Origin of the sequence: Paraburkholderia tropica (assembly GCF_014171495.1) — a bacterium.
GTDB classification, from domain to species: Bacteria; Pseudomonadota; Gammaproteobacteria; order Burkholderiales; family Burkholderiaceae; genus Paraburkholderia; species Paraburkholderia tropica.
Genome location: NZ_CP049134.1, coordinates 927349 through 944482 on the forward strand (window position 1 = coordinate 927349; position 17134 = coordinate 944482).

At 66.0% G+C, this 17134-nt stretch carries 14 protein-coding genes; 6 read left to right on the forward strand and 8 right to left on the reverse strand.

Annotated features, from left to right (window positions below):
* Positions 1-98: 98 nt before the first annotated feature.
* Entirely contained in the window at positions 99-557 is a 459-nt protein-coding gene (locus G5S35_RS04165) for a DUF4149 domain-containing protein (protein ID WP_065063706.1), read from the forward strand.
* A gap of 66 nt (positions 558-623) precedes the next feature.
* Here the strand turns inward: G5S35_RS04165 and G5S35_RS04170 are convergent, their stop codons facing one another.
* Positions 624-1574, reverse strand: a complete 951-nt coding sequence (locus G5S35_RS04170; RefSeq protein ID WP_183038649.1) for a LysR family transcriptional regulator — start codon at positions 1572-1574, stop codon at positions 624-626.
* A 238-nt stretch (positions 1575-1812) separates the two neighbouring features.
* On the opposite strand from G5S35_RS04170, the gene G5S35_RS04175 reads away from it, so the two are divergent.
* The 3 genes from G5S35_RS04175 (at position 1813) to G5S35_RS04185 (ending at position 5517) form a co-directional block, all read left to right on the forward strand.
* Positions 1813-3132: an MFS transporter gene (locus G5S35_RS04175; protein ID WP_065063702.1), complete on the forward strand. Its 1320-nt coding sequence runs from the start codon at positions 1813-1815 to the stop codon at positions 3130-3132.
* Positions 3133-3203: 71 nt separating this feature from the next.
* Positions 3204-4475, forward strand: a complete 1272-nt coding sequence (locus tag G5S35_RS04180; RefSeq protein ID WP_065063700.1) for a Zn-dependent hydrolase — start codon at positions 3204-3206, stop codon at positions 4473-4475.
* A 13-nt stretch (positions 4476-4488) separates the two neighbouring features.
* Complete coding sequence (locus tag G5S35_RS04185) at positions 4489-5517, forward strand: histone deacetylase family protein (protein WP_065063698.1); 1029 nt, start codon at positions 4489-4491, stop codon at positions 5515-5517.
* A gap of 108 nt (positions 5518-5625) precedes the next feature.
* Here G5S35_RS04185 and G5S35_RS04190 read toward each other — a convergent pair whose 3' ends face one another.
* From G5S35_RS04190 to G5S35_RS04215, 6 genes are all read right to left on the reverse strand, one after another.
* Positions 5626-7992 carry a bifunctional diguanylate cyclase/phosphodiesterase gene (locus G5S35_RS04190; protein WP_065063696.1) on the reverse strand — a complete coding sequence of 789 codons (2367 nt, stop codon included), beginning with the start codon at positions 7990-7992 and terminating at the stop codon, positions 5626-5628.
* 406 nt (positions 7993-8398) lie between these two features.
* Positions 8399-9322: a PhzF family phenazine biosynthesis protein gene (locus G5S35_RS04195; RefSeq protein ID WP_183038650.1), complete on the reverse strand. Its 924-nt coding sequence runs from the start codon at positions 9320-9322 to the stop codon at positions 8399-8401.
* A gap of 127 nt (positions 9323-9449) precedes the next feature.
* A complete protein-coding gene (locus G5S35_RS04200; RefSeq protein ID WP_065063692.1) occupies positions 9450-9914 on the reverse strand; it encodes a RidA family protein in 465 nt (154 codons plus the stop codon).
* Positions 9915-9967: 53 nt separating this feature from the next.
* Positions 9968-11167, reverse strand: a complete 1200-nt coding sequence (locus G5S35_RS04205; protein WP_065063690.1) for an aminotransferase-like domain-containing protein — start codon at positions 11165-11167, stop codon at positions 9968-9970.
* Between the two features lie 145 nt (positions 11168-11312).
* Positions 11313-12218, reverse strand: a complete 906-nt coding sequence (locus G5S35_RS04210) for a DMT family transporter (protein WP_183038651.1) — start codon at positions 12216-12218, stop codon at positions 11313-11315.
* A complete protein-coding gene (locus G5S35_RS04215) occupies positions 12218-12943 on the reverse strand; it encodes a VOC family protein (protein ID WP_124261135.1) in 726 nt (241 codons plus the stop codon). Before G5S35_RS04215 ends, G5S35_RS04210 begins: the two co-directional genes overlap by 1 nt.
* Positions 12944-13165: 222 nt before the next feature.
* On the opposite strand from G5S35_RS04215, the gene G5S35_RS04220 reads away from it, so the two are divergent.
* Both G5S35_RS04220 and htpG read left to right on the forward strand, forming a co-directional pair.
* Positions 13166-14647, forward strand: a complete 1482-nt coding sequence (locus G5S35_RS04220) for an aminotransferase-like domain-containing protein (protein WP_065063684.1) — start codon at positions 13166-13168, stop codon at positions 14645-14647.
* 161 nt (positions 14648-14808) lie between these two features.
* Positions 14809-16716, forward strand: a complete 1908-nt coding sequence (gene htpG, locus G5S35_RS04225; protein ID WP_124261136.1) for a molecular chaperone HtpG — start codon at positions 14809-14811, stop codon at positions 16714-16716.
* Positions 16717-16779: 63 nt separating this feature from the next.
* Here htpG and G5S35_RS04230 read toward each other — a convergent pair whose 3' ends face one another.
* Entirely contained in the window at positions 16780-17133 is a 354-nt protein-coding gene (locus tag G5S35_RS04230) for a hypothetical protein (protein WP_237181339.1), read from the reverse strand.
* Position 17134 lies beyond the last annotated feature (1 nt).

Genomic DNA, 17134 nt, shown 5'->3' on the forward strand with positions numbered 1-17134 from the left:
ACACGGCGGCGCACCTCCGGTACGAACGGTCGACGGGCATGGAATAATGCCGCGGCGGTTCGTACCGGAATCTTTTTCAAGCACGAGGAATTTCAAGCATGGGTCACGCGATCGAAGTCGCGCTGTTTTTGCATCTCTTGAGCGTGGCCGTGTGGGTAGGCGGCATGGTGTTCGCACACTTCTGTCTGCGCCCGGCGCTGGAAGATCTTTCGCCGCAGTTGCGCCTGCCGCTGATCGAATCGGTGTTCAGCCGCTTCTTCAACTGGGTGGGCATCTCCATCATCGTGATCCTGCTGACGGGCGGCTTCCTGCTGATGCAATTCGGCGGCGGTCACGCCACGTGGCAACTGCACGCGATGGCGGGTCTGGGCGTCATCATGATGCTGATCTTCGGTCACGTGCGCTTCGCGGTGTTTCCGCGCATCCGCCGCGCCGTGCAGGCGCAGAAGTGGCCCGACGGCGCGCGCGCCGTGGGTTCGATGCGCCGCCTCGTGTTCATCAATCTCGTGCTCGGCGTCGTGACGATCGGCGTGGCGGCGCTGGCGCGCGGGTTCTGATTTTTCCGCTTTAGCGCGCTTTGCCGTCAATTCGCGGCGCGTCGTGAGTTGCCGCTTCAACGCGACTCAAAGACGCTCCGCGAGTGCGTAACGCTGCATGCAGCGCTCCATCGCGCCGAAGAACGCTTCTTCGGCCGCATTCATCTTGCGGTCGCGATGCCACAGCAAGTGGATATCGACATCCGCAAGACCTTCCTCCGGCGGCAGCCGCCATAAGCGCTGCCGCGCCAGATCGTCCTTCACCGCGTGCTCGGGCAGGCAGCCGATGCCGTAGCCCGCGAAGATCAGCCGCCGCACTTCGTCCAGACTCGGCGACGACGCCACGATCCGCCCCGTAAAGCCGCGCTGATCGCGAAACACCGTGAGCGGCGAGAGGCTGTCGCCGATCTGGTCGCTCGTGAACGACACGAAATTCTCCGCGAGCAGATCCTCCATCGTCAGTTGCGAGAGGCCGAACAGCCGGTGATGGCGGCCGCAGAAGATCGCATAGCGCTGGCGCAGGAAGCAGCGCATCTCCAGTTTGTCGACGGGCGTGCGGCACAGGCTCAGGCCCGCAGTCGCGGTCTTCTGCAGCACCGACGAAATGATGTCCGACGAGCGCATCACCTCGATCTGGAGATCGATACGCGGATACGCGACGTGGAATTCCGCGAGGAATTCGTCGTAGACGCGCGACTCGATGCGGCTCACCGTGAGCAGACGGATCGAGCCGGTGATGTCGGCGGTGCGCTCGTCGAGTTCGGTTTCGAGCCGCGAGATGTTGCCGTAGATGTCGCTCGCGATCCGATACACCTCTTCGCCCGCCTGGGTGGGCACGAACTGCGCGCCGCGCCGCTCGATGAGCTTGCGGCCGAGCGCGTCTTCGAGGCGCTTGAGCGCCTGGCTCACGGCGGGCTGCGTGACGTAGAGGCGCGCGGCGGCGCGGCTCAGGCTGCGCTCCTGCATGATCGCGAGGTAGGTGCGCAGCAGATTCCAGTCGAGGCGGTCGTTCAGAAAACGGGTGGTGTCGGCGCGCATGGGCGTCTCCGAAAGGCGGTGCGGCGGGGCATTCCGCCGTAGGTATAAGCCAGAATTATGCGTTGAATAATAACGCGAAATTTGACTAATGATTTGTGGCCGGCGATAAAGCTTGCGTGCGCGTTGCCTGCCGTCGGCTTCGATGCGACGCAGAACGCCGGACAACGCCGGACAAAACATCACGCAACACCCGTGCAACACCCGCGCAAGACGATTCGCGCCTGAGGAGACTGACCAGATGACCACCCCGCAAACCCCCGCCCGGCAACCGGTGCGCGCCGCCGCCGCGGCGTTCATCGGCACCATGATCGAGTGGTACGACTTCTACATCTACGCCACGGCCGCCGCGCTCGTGTTCGGCGAACTGTATTTCCCGTCCGAAGACCGCTTCGTGAGCACGATGGCTTCGTTCGCCACCTTCGCCGTGGGCTTCTTCGCGCGTCCGCTCGGCGGCCTGATCTTCGGGCATCTCGGTGACCGCATCGGCCGCAAGAAAGCGCTCATGACCACGCTGATGATGATGGGCGTGGCGACCGTCTGCGTCGGCCTGCTGCCGTCGTACGCGAAGGTCGGCGCGCTCGCGCCCGTGCTGCTCGTGCTGCTGCGCGTGGTGCAGGGCATCGCCGTGGGCGGCGAGTGGGGCGGCGCGGTGCTGATGGCGGGCGAACATGCGCCCGAAGGCCGTCGCACCTTCTTCGCCTCGTTTGCGCAGCTCGGCTCGCCGGCGGGTTTGATTCTGTCGCTGCTCGCGTTCCGCTCGGTCACGTCGCTCGACAAGGCCGATTTCCTCTCGTGGGGCTGGCGTCTGCCGTTCCTCGTCTCGGCCGTGCTGCTCGTGGTCGGCATCATGATCCGTCTGGGCGTGAACGAATCGCCGGAATTCGAGAAGCTCAAGGATCAGCGCCGCACCGTGAAGCTGCCGGTCGCGGAGGTGTTCAAGTCGGCGTGGGGCCTCGTGCTGCTGTGCATCGGCGCGAACACGATCGGCATCGCGGGCGTGTACTTCACGAACACTTTCATGATCGCGTACACGACGCAGTACGTCGGCATCACGCGTTCGCTGATTCTCGACTGCCTGTTTATCGTCGCGTTCATCCAGTTCCTTTCGCAGCCGCTCGCCGCGTGGCTCGCCGAACGCATGGGCGGCGCGCGCTTCCTCAAGTGCGCGGCACTCGCGGCGATGGTCTCGCCGTACCCGATGTTCATGCTCGTGCAAACGGGGCAGGTCGTGCCGATGGTGATCGGCATCGCCATCGCGGTGGTCTGCATGGCGAGCTTCTATTCGGTGATCGCGGGCTTCGTCTCGGGCGTGTTCCCGACGCGCGTGCGCTACTCGGCGATCTCGCTCTCGTACCAGGTGTGCGGCGCGATCGCGGGCGGTCTCACGCCGCTCGTCGGCACCTGGCTCGCGCATCGCTACACGGGCCAGTGGTGGCCGCTGGCGGTGTTCTACACCTGCCTCGCAGGCATCTCGTTGTTCTGCATCGTCGGGCTCGATGCGCGCCGCAGCCAGCACGCGCACGACGAGTCCGCCGCCAAGGCCGTGGGTTCGCATTGACGCGCCTGTAATTCGCCTTGTGAAGCAAAGAGTCACGCAAAGAATCAGGCAACAAACCAGGAATTGAATCGATGAAAGCACTTCTGCATATCGACGGCCCGCGTCTGTGGGCGAGTCTCACGGAGATGGCAAAGATCGGTGCGACGGCGGGCGGCGGCGTGCGCCGTCTCGCGCTCACCGAAGAAGACCGCCGCGGCCGCGAGCTGTTCGCGACGTGGTGCCGCGAAGCCGGCATGAGCGTGTGGACCGACGAAGTCGGCAACCTGTTCGCGCGCCGCGCCGGCGCCGACGCGAACGCCGCGCCCGTGATGATGGGCAGCCACCTCGACACGCAGCCCGAAGGCGGCCGCTTCGACGGCGTGTATGGCGTGCTGGCCGCGCTCGAAGTGGTGCGTGCGCTCAACGACGCCGACGCCGTCACGGAGAAGCCGATCGAGATCTGCTCGTGGACCAACGAGGAAGGCGCGCGCTTCACGCCCGCGATGCTCGGTTCGGCGGTGTTCGCCGGCGCGATGACGCTCGACGACGCGCTCGCGCGCACCGACGCCGACGGCGTGACGCTCGGCGCGGCGCTCGACGCGTGCGGCGCGCGCGGCACGCATCCCGTGCAGGGCGTGGCGGTCGACAGCTACTTCGAGGCGCACATCGAACAAGGCCCGATTCTCGAAGCGAACGGCACCACCATCGGCGTGGTGACGGGCGGCCAGGCGATTCGCTGGTTCGACGTGACGGTGACGGGCGTGGCCGCGCACGCGGGCACGACGCCGATGCGCTATCGCAAGGACGCCTTCTTCGGCGCGGCGCAGATGGCGCTGGAAATCGAGCGTGTGATGGCGCGCTACGCGCCGCTCGGTCTGGTGACGATCGGCCAGATCCAGGTCGCCAATTCGTCGCGCAATACGATTGCCGCGAACCTCACGTTCACCGTCGATCTGCGTCATCCCGACGATGCGCAGATCGACGCGATGGAGCGCGATCTGCGCGCCGTCTGTGCGTCGGTGGCGGCGGGGCGCGGTCTCGGTGCGCAGATCCAGCATTGCTGGACCAGCCCGGCGACGCCGTTCGACGCCGCGTGCGTGGGTCTCGTCGCCGAGGCCGTCGAAGCGCTTGGCTATCCTAACGAACGCATCGTGAGCGGCGCGGGCCACGACGCTATCCACCTCGCGCGCTATTGCCCAACCGCGATGGTGTTCATCCCCTGCGTGGACGGCCTCTCGCACAACGAAGCCGAAGACGCGCTGCCCGAGGACGTGACCGCGGGCACCAACGTATTGCTCAACGCCGTGGCCGCGCGCGCCGGTGCGCGCGTATCGCAGGCGGTGAACGCAGAAGCCGACGCATGACGGAGAACGAACGATGAAGACCTGGTTTCACCCCGAACAGTTGCTGCACCATCCGCGTACCTATCTGTCGCGCGGCCAGATGCGCGAGCCGCAGGAAGTGCCCGAGCGCGCCGCGCGTCTCGTGGCCGCCGCGCATTCGCTCGGCTTCAGCGTGAGCGAGCCCGACGATTTCGGCACCGCGCCGATCGCGGCCGTGCACGACATGAACTATCTGCGCTTCCTCGAAGAAGCGCACGCCGAATGGAAGCGCATGCCCGACGATTGGGGCGACGAAGTGATGTCGAACATCTACGTGCGCGATCCGAATCCGCTGCGCGGCGTGCTCGCGCAGGCGGCGCGTTATCTCGCCGACGGCAGTTGCCCGGTCGGCGCGAACACGTGGCGCGCGGCGTACTGGTCGGCGCAGAGCGCGCTGGCCGCGGCGGCAACCGTCAACGAAGGCGCGGGCGCGTCGTACGCGCTGTGTCGTCCGCCCGGCCATCACGCGCGTGCGGACGCGGCGGGCGGCTTCTGCTACCTGAACAACGCGGCGATCGCGGCGCAGTCGCTCAAGAGCCGCTTCAAGCGCGTGGCGATTCTCGACACCGACATGCACCACGGCCAGGGCGTGCAGGAAATCTTCTATGGCCGCGACGACGTGCTCTACATCTCGATCCACGGCGATCCGACCAACTTCTATCCGGTGGTCGCGGGCTACGAAGACGAACGCGGCGCGGGCGAGGGCGAGGGCTACAACGTCAATCTGCCGATGCCGCATGGCGCGAGCGAGGATGTGTTCTTCGAGCGCGTCGAGTCGGCGTTGCGCGTGCTGCGCCGGTTCCAGCCCGACGCGCTGGTGCTCGCGCTCGGCTTCGACATCTACAAGGACGATCCGCAGTCGAAGGTGGCCGTGAGCACCGAGGGCTTCGGCAAGCTCGGCGAAGCGATCGGCGCGCTCGGTCTGCCTTCGGTGATCGTGCAGGAAGGCGGTTACCACCTCGAAAGTCTCGAAGACAATGCGCGGGCGTTCTTCGGTGGTTTTGGCGCGAAGCGTGCGCGCTGACGCAGGCTGACGCCCGGGTCGAAAGACAAAGGCGCACCCATCGGGGTGCGCCTTTTTTGCATCGGCGTCGAAGCGCTAATTCACGCTCGACGTCCGATCAACGCTTTATCAACGCGGCTGCGAAGCGTCGCTCACGCGCTCGGTGCGCTGCTCGCTCGCGCCGGAACCCGGCTGCGCCGCGCCGCATACGCCGAAGCGCTCGATCAGCGCCGGCACGCCTTCCACGGGCACGGGCCGAGAGAACAGGAAGCCTTGCGCCTCGATCGGACCGAGCGCGGCGAGCCACGCGATCTGCTCCTCGGTTTCCGTGCCTTCGACGACCACGGTGAGCCCCAGCGAGCGCGCGAGATTGACGATGGCCGACACCATCACGCAGACGCTGCGGTCGGCGGGAATCGCCTGCACGAACGAGCGGTCGACCTTGAGCGTGTCCACGGCGAAACGGTTCAGATACGAGAGCGACGAATAGCCCGTGCCGAAGTCGTCGAGCGCGACGCGCACGCCAAGGCGCTTGAGCGCGAAGATCTTCTCGGAGACGAGTTCCGGATATTCCATCATCGCCGTCTCGGTGATTTCAAGTTCGAGCTTGTGCGCGGCGATGCCGGTTTCTTCGATCGCGTGCGAGATGGTCTCGTAGAGATCGCCGCGCCAGAACTGCACCGCCGAAATGTTGACGGCGAGCGAGAGCGTTTCGTAGCCCTGCTGCTGCCACAGCGCGAGCTGCGCGCACGCGGTGCGAATGACGAAGTCGCCGACCGGCACGATCAGGCCCGTCGATTCGGCCACCGGAATGAATTCGCTCGCGGGAATCAGACCGTATTGCGGATGGTTCCAGCGCACCAGCGCCTCGAAGCCCGTGATGCAGCGGCGGCGCAGATCGATCTTCGGCTGATAGGCGAGGAACAACTGGCCTTCGGAGAGCGCCACGCGCAGTTGCTGCTCCCACTTCATCAGATGGTCGGCGCGATGCGCGAGCTGCGGCGAATAGAAGCGGAAGCAGTTGCGGCCCGCTTCCTTGGCCGCGTACATCGCGAGGTCGGCCTTCTTGAGCAGGTCGATCTCGCTTTCGTGTGCGACCGCGTAGAGCGCGATGCCCGTGCTCGCATGCAGCACGAACGCGCTGCCGCGCACGTCGAACGGATGCGTGAAGGCGGCGTTGGTGGTTTCGGCGAGCGTGCTCGCGCGCTTCTCGATGTCGTCGCCCTTGATGATGACGACGAACTCGTCGCCGCCGATCCGCGCGAGCGTGCCCGAGCCGCCGACGGCGTCGGCCAGACGCGCCGCGCTCATTTGCAGCACGATGTCGCCGGCGTTGTGGCCGAGCGTGTCGTTGACCGTCTTGAAGTTGTCGAGGTCGATGAAGAGAATCGCGAGACGCCCGAGGTTGCCGGGCTGCGAGACTTCGTGGCGCAGCCGCTGCAAGGTGGCGTAGCGGTTGGGCAGGCCGGTCAGCAGGTCGTACTGCACGAGTTGCGACATCTCGCGCTCGCGGCCCAGCAGCTTGCCGATCAGACCCGTGGCCACCGCGAAGAACGACAGCATGGCGAGCGAGATGAACGTCGCCATCATCAGATAGACGTCGCGCGTGTGGTTGTAGTCGGCGAACTCCTCGGCTTGCGAGAGGCCCACCAGCACGCCGAGCGGATAGCCGTCGATATGGCGGTACGAGACGATGCGCGTCACGTGGTCGATCGGATCGACATAGGTGCCCGAGACGTGCTCGGATATCGGATACACGCCGCTCGCCGAGAACGTGCCGTTCGCGCGTTCGGCGCTGCCGGTGCGGCGCGCGAGCACGGCGCCGGTGTCGGAGATCACGGCGATCACGCCTTCGCGGCCGATCGCGGCGTTGTTGTAGAAGTCGCTGGTGAAATAGCTCGGGTCTTCGGAGACCACCACCACGCCCGCGAACGAACCGTCCGGATGATTGAGGCGGCGCGTCATCTGCAAGGTCCAGTGACCGGAGACGCGCCCGAGCAGCGGCTTGCTGATGAAGAGCTGATCGTCGTTCTCGTGCTCGTGCACCTTGAAGTGCTCGCGGTCCGAGAGATCGATGGGCTTGGGATTCGGGTCGGCGGTGTTGGCGACCAGCTTGCCGTGCTCGTCGATGATCGACACCTGCACGAGCGAGTCGCTCTGCACGACGCCTTTCTCGACCGTGGTCGCGAGATTGAAGCGCTCAGGCGTTTTCTCGAACTCGTACTTCACGAAGCGCGTGATCTGGTCGACCTGATGGATCGCCTTCACGGTGTGCTGTTCGAGCGCCGCCGAGAGGATGGCCGCGGAGGCGGTGGCCTCGCGCATGGTGGCTTCTTTCTCGACCGAGAGACGCGTGAAGATGACGGCCCACAGCAGAATGAGCACCAGCACGCCGAGCAGCGGAATCGCGAGCAGCGTACGCGGACGCGTGTAGGCCGGTCCCGTCGTGCCACGCAGGCCCGGTTCGCGCGAGAACGGACGCCAGTTCGTGCTCATCGTGTGCGCGGCGAACGCGAGGGTGCCTGCCGCTGATGCGACGGCCGGGACGACGACAAGGCGCTCGGTTGAATCGGCGGCATCTATGCGGAGCGGCTGTGGTAGTGGCGCGGGAAGCGCGGGCATGGGCCAGCGGACGCTGCAATGCGTCCAATGTCTGGATCTTAATGGTTGGGGAATGATTAAGGAAGCGGTACCCCCTCGGGTATACGCCAGTCGGTCGCGCGATGCTTAAGTCCATCATGTGTCGCGCATAGTTCACGCATGGCGCATATGCCTGGTGGACGTGCCTCGCGCGTGCGCAGTGCGCATGCCTGGTGCACAGGCCGGGTAAGTATTCGAAAGGCATGCCGGGGCGTTGCACCCCGGCGGATTCCTTCCGTTTCACTCGATCAAGGCAGGGCGATCAGGGCAGCGCGATCGTGCCGTCGATCACCGTGACCGACGCGCCGCCCACCCACATCTTGCCCGCCGCGTCGTCGTAGTCGATGGAAACGCGGCCGTCACGCCCCATCGCGGTGCCCTGGCGCACGGTGTAGCGTCTGCCGGGGCGGCGCTGCTGCTGCGCGAGCAACAACGCGATCGCGGCATTGGCACTGCCGGTGACAGGGTCTTCGCCGTTGCCCAGACCGGTCATCAGGCAGCGCACTTCGAAGGTCGCGGGGCCGTCCGCCGCGTGCGGGCCGTAGGCCGCGAGTCCCTGTGCGCCCACGCCGGACGCGACGCTCGCGAGCGCGCCGTAGTCGACGTCGAGCGCGAGCACATCGTCGGCGCTTGCGAAGCGCACCACGAGCCACGGTGCGCCATTATTTACGCCACACGGTTGCGCGGAGAAGTCGATGGCCGTGCTGTGCGGCGCGATCTGCAACGCGGCGCGCAATGCGTCGTACTGCGATTCAGGCAGCGGCGTGACGCTCGCGGGCGGCGCGGCGAAAGCCCAGGCGGGCTCGGCCTTCGCCTCCTGCGAGTCCTGCGTGCGATCGGTGCGATCGGCGAGATCGATGAGACCCGCCGCGCATTCCTGCACGAGGCGGCCCGGCGTTTTCGGCGTGCGGCCGCTGTCGAGAAACGCGTGCGCGGTGCCGAGCGTCGGATGGCCCGCGAAGGGCAGCTCGCCCTGGGTCGTGAAGATGCGCACGCGATAGTCGGCGCGCGCGTCGGTGGGCGCGAGCAGGAAGCTGGTTTCGGAGAGATTGGTCCAGCGCGCGATGGCCTGCATCTGCGCGGTGTCGAGCGCGTCGGCGTCGAACACCACGGCGAGCGGATTGCCCTTGAAGGGCCGCGACGTGAAGACGTCGACCTGTTTGAAGCGGACGCTGCGAAGTGTCATGGTCGGCAATATCCGGGTGGAAACGTACGGCGAAAAAAAACCGCACCTCGCGGCGCGGTTGAGTATCGCTGAGGCGAGCCGGCGCGCGAGGCGCAAGCTCGCGCAAACGGCTCGCGCAACGCGGCGCTTACTCGACTTCGGCGATCAGTTCGATCTCGACGCACGCGCCGAGCGGAATCTGCGCGACGCCGAATGCCGAGCGCGCGTGCTTGCCCTTCTCGCCGAACACGTCGGCGATCAGCTCCGAGGCGCCGTTCGTCACGATGTGCTGTTCCGTGAAGTCGAGCGTCGAGTTCACGAGGCTCATCAGCTTGACGATGCGCTTGACCTTGTTGAGGTCGCCCACGTGCGCGTGCAGCGTCGCCAGCAGGTCGATCGCGATCGAACGTGCGGCGGCCTTGCCTTCTTCGGTCGAGAGCGAGTCGCCGAGCTTGCCGGCCCAGACCTTGCCGTCCTTCTTCGCGATGTGGCCCGAGAGGTACACCGTGTTGCCGCTTTGCGCGCTCATCACGTAGGCCGCGGCGGGTGCGCCGGCGGTCGGCAGTTCGATGCCGAGTTCTTTGAGGCGGTCGTAGACGTTGATGTCAGCCATGATCAGGAGTCCTTTTACGTTGAACGGGGTTTGTCGCGGTTCGGGCGTGCGCCTCAGAGGCGCGCGCGGATCAGCGCGGCCAGCTTCGCCACGCCTTCTTCGATCTTCGCGGGCGGCACGGTCACGAACGACAGACGCAGCTTGTTGCGCTGCGGTTCGCTCGCGAAGAACGGCGCGCCGGGCACGAAGGCCACATTCTGCGCGACCGCTTCTTCGAGCAACTTCATACTGTCGATCTGTTGCGGCAGCGTGACCCAGATGAACATGCCGCCTTCGGGGCGATTCCAGCTCACGCCTTCGGGCATGTTGCGCGCGAGCGAGTCGAGCATCGCCTCGCACTGGTCGCGATAGAGCGCGCGCACCTTCGGAATGTGCGTATCGAGGAAGCCATCCTTGACGACTTCGTGGACGATGCGCTGCGTGAAGCTCGGCGTGTGCAGGTCGGTGGCCTGCTTGGCCTGCACGAGTTTGAAATGCAGATCCTCGGGCGCGATGATGTAGCCCACGCGCAGACCCGGCGCCAGCACCTTCGAGAACGAACCGAGATGCACGATGTGCTCGGGCGCCATCGAGTGGACCGTCGGCAGCGGCTCGCCCGCGTAGAGCAGCGCGCCGTAGGGATCGTCCTCGATGACCGGGAAGGGCGCGCGCTTCGCGAATTCGGCGAGCGCCTGGCGGCGGTCGAGCGGCAGACGGCGGCCGGTCGGATTCTGGAAGTTCGGGATCGCGTAGAGCAGGCGCGCGCCGGCCGTCACGTCGGGCGTCAGGCCTTCGATGACAAGACCCTTTTCGTCGGTCGGCACCTGCACGTAGCGCGGTTCGTAGAGCGAAAACGACTGCAGCGCGCCGAGATAGGTCGGCGTTTCCACCAGCACCGGGCTGTCCGGCGAGACCAGCACCTTGCCGATCAGGTCGAGCGCCTGCTGCGAACCCGTGGTGATCAGCACCTGCGACGGACGCACTTTCGCGCCGCCCACCGAGTGACGCTCGGCGACCCATTCGCGCAGCGGCATATAGCCTTCGGTCGCGCTGTACTGGAGCGCGCCCGATGGATCGTCGCGCAGGATGCGATCGGCGGCGGCGCGCATTTCCTCGGCCGGGAAGCTGGCCGGCGCGGGCAGACCGCCGGCGAACGAAATGACTTCGGGGCGCTCGGTGACCTTGAGGATTTCGCGAATCGCCGAGCTGGTCAGCTTGATCGCACGCTCGGACAGTTGCCACGCGGGGGCGGCTTTGAGATCGCTCTGGTCCATGGGGTCTCCTTGTTGGTTCCTGGAATTCGGGTCGGCGAATTCGATTCGGCAAATTCGGTGAACGGGTGCTGAACGATGCGATTTTCGAGGCGGCGCGCCAGACTTTTGCGCCGCCGAAAACCTTGGATTATGACGTGAAACGCGCTCAAGCGCGCGCGGGCACGGGCGCGGTGCGGATGGCGGCGCGGCGGCCGAGCACGACGGTGGCGATCACGGCCGCCGCGTAGAGCCACGCGGATGCCGCGACCTGCTCGTCGAACACGAGCGCCGAGAACGCCATCGTGAAGAAAATCTGCAGCAGCTGGACCTGGCCGACGCGCGCCGTGCCGCCCATCGCCAGCCCTGCGTACCACGCGAAGAAGCCGAGAAACTGCGAGAACAGCGTGACGTAGCCGAAGGCGAGCCAGGTCTTGAGCGCGACCGGTTCCGGATGCGCGACGTGGTGCGCCCACGCGAGCCAGCCCACCGGAATCGCCAGAAACGGCGCCGAAAGCACCAGCGCCCAGCAGATCACCTGCCAGCCGCCCAGTTGCCGCGCGAGGCGCGCGCCTTCGGCGTAACCGAGCGCGCCGATGCCGACCGCGACCAGCATCCACGCGTCGCCGGCGTGCAGCGCGCCGCCGCCCGCCTGGAGCGCGAACGCCACCACGAGCGCGCTGCCGATCAGCGCGCTGAACCAGAACGCCTTCGACGGGCGCTCGTGCGAGAGCCACGCGGCGTAGATTGCCACCGCGAGCGGTTGCAGGCCGTTGACGATTGCGCCGTGCGAAGCGGGCACGCTCTTCATCGCCCATGCCGAAAACACCGGATACGCGACGATCACGCCCAGCGACACCACGGCGAGACTCTTGACCTGCGCCCGGTTGGGCCGCTTTTCGCGGCGCAGCCACAGCAGCAGGGCGGCGGGGACGGCGGCGGCGAGCGCGCGGCCGAGACCGTTCAGCAGCGGATGGAATTCGGTGACGACGATGCGCGTCATCGGCAGCGTCAGACTGAAGATCATGACGCCGACGAGGCCGAGCAGCATGCCCTGGGTTTCGCGTGCTTTCATTATGCGGATTCGCGCTCGACAGATCGGCGTGCGGGCGCGCCGAGCGATCGCGGTCCCGACGGGGTTTCGAAGTGCGCGACGAGCGCGGGGGAATCGGCTTGCTCGACGGTCATCAGCGCCGAAGCGCCGAGCCAGTCCAGTTGCGCGCGGATCGTGTCCGCCTGCGGGTGATAGCCGGTGAGCGAGGTGAGCGCGATGCCGCTTTCGTCGAGCGTTTGCGACGGATGGCGCGGCGTATCCCACTGAATGAGCGAGGGCAGCACGCCGTCGCCGGCGCCTTGCCACGCGGGGAACGCGCCGTCGAGCGGCACGCTCAGTTGCCAGCTCAGGTTGCCGCGCGTCATCGGCACGAGGTCGGCGATGCGCTGCGGATACTGCGCACGCCAGCGTGCGAGGCTGCGCGGCGGCTCCACGCGCGCGACCCAGTGCGAAAGGTACGGGCCCGCGTCGAGCCGCGCCTGCACGGCCGGATCGTCGAGCGCGAACAGGCGCGCGCGGCCTTGGCCCTGACTTTGCCCCGATGCGTTCGCCGCCGGATCGACCGCGATCACTTCCAGATAGACGCCGCCCCACAGACCGAGCAGGCGGTTGTGGGTGCGCATCAGCGGATGCGCGCCGCCGCCCGTGGGCGCGACGCCGAGCGTGTCCGCCACGTATTGCGTGCCTTCTTCCAGCGTGCGGGCGGAAACGACGAGATGATCGAGACGAAGCGGCGTAGCGGTCATGTGAGGACGGTCGAGCGGACGGAAAGATACAGCGGCGAGGACAGCCGCAGGGAAAAGCTGGAACAGCGCGCAGTACGGTTCGGTACGGTTGAGTACAGCAGGACGGCGCTGTACCCGTGTTGCCGGATCCTTACCGGTACGCATGTGAATAAATGTACCGGTATGGCTGCGGACAGTAACGGTACAATCGCTCCGATAGTGCTCGGTACAGTTGGAGATCCCATGTCGTCCGTCCCGCTTGACCAGATTCCGGCTCCGCACGACGCGGCCACGCTCACGCTCGTCGACCAGCTCGTTCAGTGGGGACGCCGCCGCATCGAGGAACGCGTGTTCCGGCCCGGCATGCGCATGCCGTCGATCCGCAAGCTCGCGCTCGATAAAGGCGTGTCGCGCTTCACCGTGGTCGAGGCGTACGAGCGTCTCGTCGCGCAGGGTTATCTGGATTCGCGGCGCGGATCGGGTTTCTACGTGCGCGAGCGGCTCGGCAACCTGGCCTCCGTCACGCCGATCGAACGGCGCGCGGGCGCGGAGACGCCGACGTCCGCCGAACCGCCCGCGCCGCCCACGCTCGACGTGGTCTGGCTGCTGCGCAACATGCTCCATCAGTCGACGCATCCGGAAAAAGGGCCGGGTCTCGGCTATCTGCCCGCACGCTGGCTCGACGGCGAACTGCTCGCGGGCGCGATGCGCTCGCTCGGCCGCCAGAGCGGCACGCAACTGCTCGGCTTCGGCTCGCCGCAAGGCTTTTTGCCGCTGCGCCAGCAATTGCAGACGCGCATGGCCGAACTCGAAATCGGCGCCACGCCCGAGCAGATCGTGCTGGTCTCTGGCATCACCCAGGCGATCGATCTGCTCGCGCGCATCTACGTGCAGCCCGGCGACACCGTCGTGGTCGGCGACCCCGCGTGGTTCCAGATGTTCGGCCGTTTCGCCTCGCAGGGCGCGCGGCTCGTCGGCATGCCGTATACGCCCGAGGGCCCGGACCTCGACGCGCTCGAAGCGCTCGTCGAAACCTGGCGGCCCAAGATGCTCGTCATCAATTCGGTGCTGCAGAATCCCACCGGCACCTCGCTGACGGCTGCCCAGGCGTTCCGCATCCTGCGGCTCGCGGAACAGTACGACTTCATCGTGGTCGAGGACGATGTCTACGGCGACCTCTGCCCCGCGGGCTATCCGGCCACGCGGCTCGCGAGTCTCGACCAGTTGCGCCGCGTGATCTATCTCGGCAGCTTTTCGAAGACGCTCGCGCCGAATCTGCGCGTGGGCTTCGTCGCGGCCTCGCCGGAGGTGACGCAGGCCGTGGCGGACCAGAAAATGCTGGTCGGCATGACGAGCCCCGAGATCAACGAGCGCGTGCTGTACCGCGTGCTGACCGAAGGCCACTATCGCCGCCACGTCGAGCGGCTGCGCGCGCGGCTCGATACCGTGCGCGACAAGGCCGCGCGCATGCTGGAGCGCACCGGCTGCAAGCTGTTCACGGCGCCGGGCGCGGGCATGTTCCTGTGGACCGACACCGGCGTGGACGCCGACGCGCTCACGGCCGCCGGTCACGAAGCGGGCTTCCTGCTCACGCCGGGCAGCCTGTTCTCGCCCCATCAGTCGCCGACCACGTGGATGCGCTTCAATATCGCGAACTGCGCCGATCCGGGCTTGCCCGCGTTCCTCTCCGGCTATCTGGACGGGGTGGCGCGGCGGGGCGCCTGAACATGCGGTGAATCTGGTTAAATCCGCACTCTTGAAACCCGCGCCGCGCGCCCCCATTTATGCGCGCATTACGCCGCGAACTGTCGCTTGAAACGACTCGCGCACGCGGCTTTGAATTCAACGCATTGCAACGCAATTACAACGAACGAGGACCCTCGAACATGGCACAAGAAACCATGAGCTTCCAGGCGGAAGTGAAACAGCTTCTGCACCTGATGATCCATTCGCTGTACAGCAACAAGGAAATCTTCCTGCGCGAACTGGTCTCGAACGCCTCCGACGCCGCCGACAAGCTGCGCTTCGAAGCGCTCGAAAACAGCGCGCTCTACGAAAACGATCCGAACCTGCACATCCGCGTGGGTTACGACAAGGCGGCGCGCACCGTCACGATCGAGGACAACGGCATCGGCATGAGCCACGACGAAGCCGTCGCGAACCTCGGCACGATCGCGCGCTCGGGCACCAAGGAGTTCTTCGGCAAGCTCTCGGGCGACCAGAAGAAGGACGCGGCGCTGATCGGCCAGTTCGGCGTGGGCTTCTATTCGGGCTTTATCGTCGCCGACAAGATCACCGTGGAAACGCGCCGCGCGGGTCTGCCCGCGAGCGAAGGCGTGCGCTGGGAAAGCGCGGGCGAGGGCGAATTCTCGGTCGACAAGATCGAGCGCGCGCAACGCGGCACCACCATCACGCTGCATCTGCGCGAAGGCGAGGACGAACTGCTGTCGTCGCACAAGCTCAAGAGCATCATCCAGAAGTACTCGGATCACGTCGGTCTGCCGATCGAAATGAAGGCCGAGGAATGGGACGCCGAAAAGAGCGAGATGGTCACGAAGGACGAGTTCGAGACCATCAACCAGGCGAGCGCGCTGTGGACGCGTTCGAAGAGCGAGATTAGCGACGAGCAGTATCAGCAGTTCTATCAGCATCTCGCGCACGATCACGAGAACCCGCTCGCGTGGACGCATAACCGCGTCGAAGGCCGCAGCGAATACACGCAACTGCTTTACGTGCCCGCGCACGCGCCGTTCGACATGTGGAACCGCGACCACAAGAGCGGCCTGAAGCTCTACGTGAAGCGCGTCTTCATCATGGACGACGCCGAGCAGTTGCTGCCGAACTATCTGCGCTTCGTGAAGGGCGTGGTCGATTCGGCGGATCTGCCGCTGAACGTCTCGCGCGAAATCCTCCAGGAAAGCCGCGACGTGAAGGCGATTCGCGACGGCGTGACCAAGCGCGTGCTGTCGATGCTCGAAGAACTCGCGAACGCGCAGACCGACGCCGAAGCGAAGGACGAGGACAAGGCGAAGTTCGCCGGCTTCTGGAGCGAGTTCGGCCAGGTGCTCAAGGAAGGCGTGGGCGAAGATCACGCGAACAAGGACCGCATCGCGAAGCTGCTGCGTTTTGCGTCGACGCACAACGACACGTCCGAGCAGAGCGTCTCGCTCGCGGACTACGTCGCGCGCATGAAGCCCGAGCAGTCGAAGATCTATTACGTGACCGCCGACACCTGGCAGGCCGCGACCCACAGCCCGCACCTCGAAGTGTTCCGCAAGAAGGGCGTGGAAGTGCTGCTGCTGACGGATCGCGTCGACGAATGGATGCTGTCGTTCCTGAACGAGTTCGACGGCAAGCCGCTCGCGAGCGTGGCGCGCGGCGACCTCGATCTGGGCGCGCTCAACGACGAGGAAAAGCAGCAGCAGGAGAAGGTCAGCGAAGAACTCAAGCCGCTCGTCGAGCAGATGAAGGAAGCGCTCAAGGACAAGGCCAAGGACGTGCGTCTGACGTTCCGCCTGACCGATTCGCCGTCCTGCCTCGTGGCCGACGACAACGACATGAGCGGCTATCTCCAGCGCATGCTCAAGGCCGCCGGCCAGCAGGCGCCGCAGATGCAGCCGATTCTCGAAGTGAATCCGGAGCATCCGCTCGTCAAGGCACTGCACGCCGATAGCCCCAATTTCGCAGACTGGTGCCATCTGCTGTTCGATCAGGCGATGCTGGCCGAAGGCGGCTCGCTCGAAGATCCGGCGAGCTTCGTGAAGCGCACGAATGCGCTGTTGCTGGCGCGCTAAGTTGTAGCGCCGGAGCGCCGACGCAAGAAAGGGCACGCCGCAGGGAAACCTGCGGCGTGCTTTTTATTTGGCCTTGCGCTCCTTGTTGGATTGCGCAAGCACCGATGCCGCGAGCGTTTTGGTCTCCGTCGAATATTTCGGGCTGTGCAGGACTTCGCTCGCCTCGTGCTCCATCGTGGCGCCGGTCTGTTTGGATGTGTGTGATTGCGCGAGCGCCGAAGCGGCCAGGCGCTTCTTGATCGCGGACGCCTTGGGGTCATGCAGCGTTTGCGCTGCGAGACGACTGACTTTTTGCGAAGTCTGCTTCCGGTTGTCTGCCATGCGAGTCTTCTGGTGCACCGACCGTGTCTGGCGGGGTGCGGCAGAATGCACGTCGGTGTATCCGGCAGTTTTCCGCGTCCCATGCCGTGCTGCCATA